We start from the raw sequence: 7538 nt of genomic DNA, 5'->3' as shown, positions 1-7538 counted from the left end.
GGCACCACGACACCGGTTTCCGGCCTGAAGATCGAGAAGTCGGTCGACAAGAAATCCGCGAACCCCGGCGATGTCGTGAAGTACACGGTCACCGTCACCAACACCGGTCAGACGAAGATCTCGGGTGCGACGTTCACCGATGATCTGACGCAGGTTCTCGACGATGCCGACTATCAGAACGACGGCGCGGCGACCATCGGTGGCGTCACGTATGCGGCGCCGAAGCTGACCTGGACCGGTGATCTCGGCGTCGGCGAGACCGCCACGGTGACCTACACCGTCAAGGTGAAGAACCCGAACACCGGTGACAACCGGCTCAAGAATGCCGTGACGTCGGAGACGCCGGGCGGGAACTGCCCGCCGGGTTCGACCGATCCGGACTGTGGCACGGAGACCCCGGTTTCGGGTCTGGAGATCAAGAAGACGGTCGACAAGCAGTCCGCGAACCCCGGTGACGTCGTGAAGTACACGGTCACGGTGCGGAACACCGGCCAGACGAAGATCTCCGGTGCGACGTTCACCGATGATCTGACGCAGGTTCTCGACGACGCCGTCTACCGAAACGATGGTGCGGCGACGATCGGTGGTGTCACGTATGCGGCGCCGAAGCTGACGTGGACCGGCGACCTCGAAATCGGTGCGACCGCCACGGTGACGTACTCGGTCCAGGTGAAGAACCCGGGCGACGGTGACAAGAAGCTGTCCAATGTGGTCACGTCGGAGACTCCGGGCGGGAACTGCCCGCCGGGTTCGACCGATCCGGATTGCGGCACGACGACGCCGGTCTCCGGGCTGCTCATCAAGAAGACCGCCGACAAGAAGTCGGTCGACCCCGGCGACACGGTGAAGTACACGATCACCGTCACCAACACCGGGCAGACCGAACAGGTCGGCGCCACCTTCACCGACGACATGACCGAGGTCCTGGACGACGCCGACTACCAGAACGACGGTGCGGCGACGATCGGCGGTGTCACCTACGCGGCGCCGAAGCTGACGTGGACCGGCTCGCTGGGCATCGGGCAGGCGTCGGTCATCACCTACACGGTCAAGATCAAGAACCCGAACCCCGGTGACAAGAAACTGTCCAATGTGGTCACCTCGGACACGCCGGGCAACAACTGCCCGCCGGATTCGACCGACCCGAACTGTGTCGCGGACGTGCCGTCGCGCGAGCTGACGGTCAAGAAGACCTCGGACAAGCAGACCGCGAACCCGGGTGACGTCGTCACCTACACCGTGACCGTCACCAACACCGGCAAGGTCCCCCTGGTCGGCGAGGACGCCGCACGGGTCACGGACGACCTGTCCGAGGTGCTCGACGACGCCGACTACTCCGACGACGCCACGGCTGCGCCGGTCGCCGGCACGTTCTCCTTCGCCGCGCCGAACCTGGTGTGGGTGGGGGATCTGCCGGTCGGAGCGACGACCACGCTGAAGTACTCGGTGAAGGTGAAGAACCCGGTGACGGGTGATCACGAACTGCGGAACACCGTCAGCACCAACACGCCGGGCACGTGCCCGCCGCAGTCCGACGATCCGGCGTGTTCGACCGTCACCCCGGTGCCCGGGATCTCGCTGGAGAAGAAGGCGGACAAGGCCACGGCGAATCCGGGCGACGTCGTGAAGTACACGGTGACCGTGCGCAACACGGGCAAGACGAAACTGACCGGTGCGACGTTCACCGACGACCTCACCGAGGTCCTCGACGACGCCGTGTTCCAGAAGGACGGCGCGGCGACGATCGGTTCGGTGACCTATGAGGAGCCGAAGCTGACCTGGACCGGCGACCTGGAGATCGGGCAGACGGCGACGGTCACGTACAGCGTCAAGGTCACCAAGACCGACGGCGACGGCAAACTCGCCAACGTGATCACGTCCGACACCCCGGGCGGCAACTGCCCGCCGGGCAGCAAGGATCCGAAGTGCGGCACGACGACACCGCTGTCCAGCTTGAAGATCAAGAAGACGGTCGACAAGACGGAGGCGAAGCCGGGCGAGGTCGTCACGTACACCGTCACGGTGGAGAACACCGGGCAGGCCGTGGTGGACGACGCGACGTTCACCGACGACCTGAGCCAGGTGCTGGACGACGCGACCTTCGACGGCACCGCGAAGGCGAGCATGGGCACGGTCAGCTACTCCGCGCCGAAGCTCACCTGGAAGGGCGAGCTGAAGCCGGGGGAGAAGGCCACCGTCACCTACGCGGTCACCGTGCGGAAGCCGGCGACCGGTGACCACCGCCTCCGCAACGTCGTCACGTCGGACACGCCGGGCGGCAACTGCCCGCCGGGTTCGGCGAACCCCGACTGCGGCACGGACACCCCGGTGCCGCCGACGCCGCCGAACCCGCAGCCGCCGGAGAAGCCGAACCCGCAGCCGCCGACCACCCCGCGTCCGCCCGGCCTCGCCGTGACCGGCTCACCGGTGAAGACCATGACGGTGCTGGCGTTCGGGATGCTGGCCATCGGCGCGCTGCTGCTCCTCGCCGGACGGAGGCGCCGGGAGTCCTAGACCGAAGTCCGTGAAGGCCTCCTTGAGGGACCCAGAGTCCCTCAAGGAGGCCTTCACGGACCGGGGCCGAACCGCTGCTAGACGGCGCGCGGCACCGCGACCAGGGCTTCCACCTCGACGACGAGCTCCGGCCGGGCCAGTGCCGCCACGACGATCAGCGACTGGGCGGGCCAGTCCGCTTCGGGGTACCAGCGGGTGAAGGTCTCGCGCATCGCCGTGCGAAACCCGGCGAGGTGTTCGGTGCCGGACAGCATGCTGAACACCTTGACCAGGTGCTCAGGCCCGGCACCCGAGGCTTCGAGCAGCCGCTCGAGGTTGCCGAGCAACGCGCGGGTCTGGGACTCGGCGTCGGGCCCGGCGAGTTCGCCGTCGGGCAGCACGCCGATCTGACCAGACACGACCACGAGTTCGTGATCGGCGGGCACGCGGACCAGATGGCTGTACGGGCCGATCGGCGCCGCGACGGTCTCCGGGTTCCACCGCTGGATCATCAGTCCTCAATCTTTCGTCCACTCGAGAAAATCGTCTCCAACGTACCGATGATTCCGGGTCGCCTCGGGAGTCTCACCTTCGACGAACGACGACTGGAGGGTTCCGGATGACGGATGCAGGAACGAAGACCGAGCTCTGGCCGCTGGTCCACGTCGAGCGGGCGGCACTGGCGGACGACCTCGCGGAGCTCACCGAGGAGCAGTGGGAGACGCCGTCGCTGTGTACCGGGCTGACGGTGCGCGAGGTGCTCGCGCATGTCACCGCGGGGGCGAGCCTCACGCCGTTGCGGTGGATGGCCGGGGTGATCCGCTGCCGATGGGACTTCGACAAGCAGGTCGCCATGCGGCTCGCCGAGCAGATGGGCGCCGACGGCGCCGAGACGCTGGAGCGGTTCCGGCGCGTCGTCACCAGCACGACGAAACCGCCGTTGCCGAAGATCGCGATGCTGGGTGAGGCGATCGTGCACGCCGAAGACATCCGCCGTCCGCTCGGCCTTCGGCGCGACTACCCGATCCCCGTCCTCACCGAACTGGCCGGGTACTACGGGGGCTCGGACATGGTGGTGACGGCGAAGGGGCGCATCGGCGGGCTGCGGTTGCAAGCCACCGATGGCCCCTTCGCCGCCGGGTCCGGGCCGCTCGTCTCGGGCACGACACTGGCCCTGATCATGGCCATGACCGGACGGGCGGCCTACCTCGCCGAACTCGACGGCGAGGGGGTCCCGATCCTGCGGGAGCGCGTCCCCGCTCAGACCTGAGACTCGAGGGGCAGGCCCGCGCCGGCCCAGTCCTCGATGCCTTCCCGGTACTTGCGGACGTCGGTGTAGCCCAGCGCGGTGAGCCGGTCGGCGACCTGGCCGCTGTTGGGGCAGGCGGGGTTCGAGCAGTAGGTGACGATGGCGGCGCCGCGATCGGGCAGCACGGTCGCGGCGTGCGCGTCGACGTCGGCGAGGACGAGGGGAACGGCGCCGGGCAGATGCTGCTTGGCGTAGTACTCGCCACCCAGTGCGTCGACCACCGTCACGGTCTTCGCGTCGATCGCGGCCTTCAGCTCGTCACGGGTGATGAGTGCGGTCATGTCGCTACCTCCAGTTAATCGGACTATAGTCCGTATGTGCCTCACGACCATAACGGACCGCAGTCCGCTTTTGCAACCTCGTTGGAGCTTCTGCGCACGCCGCCGCCCAAGGAGCGCGCCGACGCCGCCCGCAACCGGGCCGCGATCCTGGACGCGGCGGCGTCGCTGTTCGCCGAACACGGGGTCGAAGCGGTGTCGATGGATCAGGTGGCGGCGGCCGCGGGGGTGGGCAAGGGAACGCTCTTCCGGCGCTTCGGTGACAAGGCCGGGCTGGCTGTCGCGCTGCTGGACGCGCGGGAACGCCTGCTCCAGGAAGGAATCCTGCACGGGCCGCCGCCGCTGGGCCCGGGCGCTCCACCGGCCGACCGGCTGGTGGCCTTCGCCGACGCGTACGTCGACTACGTGCTCGAACATCTGCCGCTGGTGCGGATGTCGGAGACCGCCGCGCCGGGCGCGCGCTATCGCATCGGGGCCTACCGGTTCTGGCACCGGCACGTCGCGATCCTGCTCGACGGAACCCCCGACCCCGAGCACGCCGCGCACGCTCTGCTGGCCCCGCTGGCGGCCGAACATCTGACCGCGTTGCTGCCGGAACTGGGGGAGGAGCGCGTCCGCGCCGGGATCACGCGCCTGTGGCGGGCGGCCGGATCCCAGTAGGGTGTCGGCGAGAACCCCGGGAGTGTGTCGATGATGGTGGCGAGCCGAAGGACGGCCAGGCAGGCCGTGCCGGTGCTGCTCGCCGCCGTGCTGACCGCGCTCGGCCTGTTCTTCGCGCTCCACTCGGGCGGTTCCGCTTCGGCGGACGAGTCGCGCGGGGCGAACGCGACGGTCGATTCCTCGGTCTCCAAGGCCGTCGCGCCGGTGCGCGCCGCGGGCAGGCTCGCCGCCGAACCCGCGCTCCTGGGTGTGCACGGTCACGGTGATCTGCCTCTCTTCGGCACCGTCCCGCACGGGCCCGCGTCCACCACGCTGCTCCGCCTCAGCGAACTCCACGACGAAGCCACTCCCGCCTCGCGCACGGCGAACCGCCTCGCGCTCGGTGATCGCGCTCCTCCTTTCCCGGTAGCCGTCTGACGCTCACGGGCGCGTGTTCGCGCGCCCGAACCGGGAAATCACCAAGGAGAACTTCGTGCCGCGCGAAACCGCGCGGCGGGGCATGACCGGGCGAGCCGTCGTCTCGCTGGTCGTTCTCGCCGCGACCGTGTACCTGTTGCTGACCACCGCCCCGAGACTGGGGCTCGATCTGCGTGGTGGCACGCAGATCGTGCTGGAGACCAAGGATTCGCCCACCGTCACCGCCGACGCGGAGACCACCGACCGGACGCTCGAGGTGCTGCGCCGCCGCGTCGACGCCCTCGGGGTCGCCGAGCCGATGCTGGCCCGCTCGGGAGACAACCGGATCATCGTCGAACTTCCCGGCGTCCGGGATCCACGCGAGGCCGTCGAAGTCATCGGCCGTACCGCTCAGCTGTCCTTCCATCCCGTGCTCGCCACTGGCGCCGCGGACTCCCGTGTGCTCAACGACGAGAGCGGGCAGCCGATCACCCTGGGACCCGCCGCGCTGACCGGCGAAGGCGTCGACGAGGCGCGCTCGTCGATCGATTCGCAGGGCGGCGGCTGGCTCGTTTCGGTTGACTTCAAAGGGGATTCCGGCCGCGCCTGGGAGCGGCTGACCGGGCAGGCCGCCTGCTCGCCGCCGGGAGATCCCGCCCGCCGGGTGGCGATCGCGCTCGACGACAAGGTGATCTCGTCACCGCAGGTGAGCCCGCAGGTCGCCTGCGGGGTCGGGATCGTCGGCGGGAGCACGCAGATCACCGGGCGGTTCTCGCCGGCCGAGGCAAAGGATCTGGCGTTGCTGATCAACGCCGGCGCGTTGCCGACACCGGTCGAGATCATCGAGCAGCGCACCGTCGGGCCCACCCTCGGCGCCGCCGCCATCGACGCCAGCGCCCGCGCCGCCGTGATCGGGCTGGCGCTGACCGCGCTGTTCCTGCTCGCGGTGTACCGCCTGGCCGGGCTGATCGCCGTGGGCGCGCTGGTGGCGTACGCGGCCGTGTCCTATGCCGCGCTGCTCGCCGTCGGCGCGACGCTGACCCTGCCGGGGCTCGCCGGATTCGTGCTGGCCATCGGCATGGCCGTCGACGCCACCGTGCTCGTCTTCGAGCGGGCGAGAGAGGAACACTCGGTCAAACGGGGTGGCTCGCTGCCACGCTCGGTCAGCCGCGGGTTCAGCGGCGCGTTGTCGGCGATCGTCGATTCGAACGTGACCACCCTGCTCGCCGCGGGCCTGCTGTTCTGGCTGGCGTCCGGTCCGGTGCGCGGTTTCGGGGTGACGCTGTCGATCGGCGTCGTCGTCGCGTTGTTCATCTCGCTGGTGCTCACGCGTTTGCTGCTGCACCTCACGATGCGGGGCGTGGTCGCGCGCAAACCGCGGCTGTCCGGGCTGACCCACGAGGGTCGGGTCCGGCAGTGGGTGAACCGCCGCGATCCCGAATTCCTCGGGAAACCGAAACGCTGGCTGATGGTGGCGGGCGTGGTCGTGATCGCCGCGATCGCGGGCCTGTTCGTGGCCGGGCCGAACCTCGGCGTCGAATTCACCGGCGGCCGGGTCGTCGAATACAGCACTTCGGCGCCCGCCGACGTCGAGCGGGTCCGGGACGCGGTCTCCGACGCCGGGTTCCCCCGCGCAGTCGTGCAGATGTCCGGCGAGAAGGACATCTCGGTCCGCACCGAGCCGATCGACGAAGACGCCACCGAGCGGATCCGCACCGCCGTCGCCGGGGTCGCGGGCGACGCCACCGAGATCCGCGACGAGAAGATCGGCCCGAGTCTCGGCGCCGAGCTGCGCACCAAGGCGGTGATCGCGCTCGGCCTCGCGGTGCTGGCGCAGCTGATCTACCTGGCGGTGCGATTCGACTGGCGGCTCGGCCTGGCCACGGTCGCCGCGCTCGCCCAGGACGTCCTGATCATCCTCGGGATCTTCGCCTGGCTGGGCAAGTCCATGGACGGCGTCTTCCTCGCCGCGCTGCTGACGGTGATCGGCTATTCGGTCAACGACTCGGTGGTGGTCTTCGACCGGGTGCGGGAGGTACGGGGACAACGCCGCAAGGAACCGTTCCCGCGCGTCGTCGGCACGGCGGTCCTGCAGACGTTGCCACGGACGATCAACACCGGCATCGGAGTGCTGTTCGTCCTCGGGGCGCTGCTGGTCCTCGGAGACGGTTCGCTGGCCGACTTCGCCCTCGCGCTCCTGCTCGGCCTCGTCGCCGGCACGGTGTCCACAGTGGCCACCGCGGGCCCCGTCGCGATCCTGCTCGACAAGCGGTGGCCCGGGGCCGGACGTCCAATCCGGAAGACGAATCCGACACGGCAGCGGGACGACAACGGCGCGGTGGTGTGATCGACGTTCCTTTGTGGACCGCCGCGCTTCGCCCGGCCTCTATGCTCGTTCCCGG

Annotated in this window: 6 protein-coding genes and 1 pseudogene; 5 read left to right on the top strand and 2 right to left on the bottom strand. The window is 69.4% G+C overall.

Features of this window, described 5'->3' with window-relative positions; genetic code table 11:
• Positions 1–2514: pseudogene (locus tag ED92_RS18430) on the top strand (DUF11 domain-containing protein); the annotation flags it as partial.
• 77 nt (positions 2515–2591) lie between these two features.
• Here ED92_RS18430 and ED92_RS18425 read toward each other — a convergent pair.
• Positions 2592–3005, bottom strand: coding sequence for a RidA family protein (locus ED92_RS18425; protein ID WP_037339597.1), 414 nt, complete (start codon positions 3003–3005; stop codon positions 2592–2594).
• 107 nt (positions 3006–3112) lie between these two features.
• Between ED92_RS18425 and ED92_RS18420 the strand changes: the two genes are divergently transcribed.
• Positions 3113–3763, top strand: coding sequence for a maleylpyruvate isomerase family mycothiol-dependent enzyme (locus tag ED92_RS18420; RefSeq protein ID WP_037339596.1), 651 nt, complete (start codon positions 3113–3115; stop codon positions 3761–3763).
• Here ED92_RS18420 and ED92_RS18415 read toward each other — a convergent pair.
• Positions 3754–4083, bottom strand: coding sequence for a rhodanese-like domain-containing protein (locus ED92_RS18415; protein WP_016335231.1), 330 nt, complete (start codon positions 4081–4083; stop codon positions 3754–3756). The genes ED92_RS18420 and ED92_RS18415 overlap by 10 nt on opposite strands.
• Before the next feature lie 81 nt (positions 4084–4164).
• On the opposite strand from ED92_RS18415, the gene ED92_RS18410 reads away from it, so the two are divergent.
• From ED92_RS18410 to secD, 3 genes are read left to right on the top strand one after another with little or no spacing between them, the layout of a single operon-like run.
• Positions 4165–4740 (top strand): TetR/AcrR family transcriptional regulator, encoded by a 576-nt coding sequence (locus ED92_RS18410; protein ID WP_037339592.1) that lies wholly within the window; start codon positions 4165–4167, stop codon positions 4738–4740.
• Between the two features lie 30 nt (positions 4741–4770).
• Positions 4771–5157 carry a hypothetical protein gene (locus ED92_RS18405; RefSeq protein WP_235213312.1) on the top strand — a complete coding sequence of 129 codons (387 nt, stop codon included), beginning with the start codon at positions 4771–4773 and terminating at the stop codon, positions 5155–5157.
• A gap of 55 nt (positions 5158–5212) precedes the next feature.
• Entirely contained in the window at positions 5213–7483 is a 2271-nt protein-coding gene (gene secD / locus ED92_RS18400) for a protein translocase subunit SecD (RefSeq protein ID WP_052120747.1), read from the top strand.
• The last annotated feature ends 55 nt before the right edge of the window (positions 7484–7538 follow it).

The sequence above is a fragment of the Amycolatopsis sp. MJM2582 genome (assembly GCF_000754115.1).
In the GTDB taxonomy this organism is placed as follows: Bacteria; Actinomycetota; Actinomycetes; order Mycobacteriales; family Pseudonocardiaceae; genus Amycolatopsis; species Amycolatopsis japonica.
This window is presented reverse-complemented; position numbering and strand designations above follow the sequence as displayed.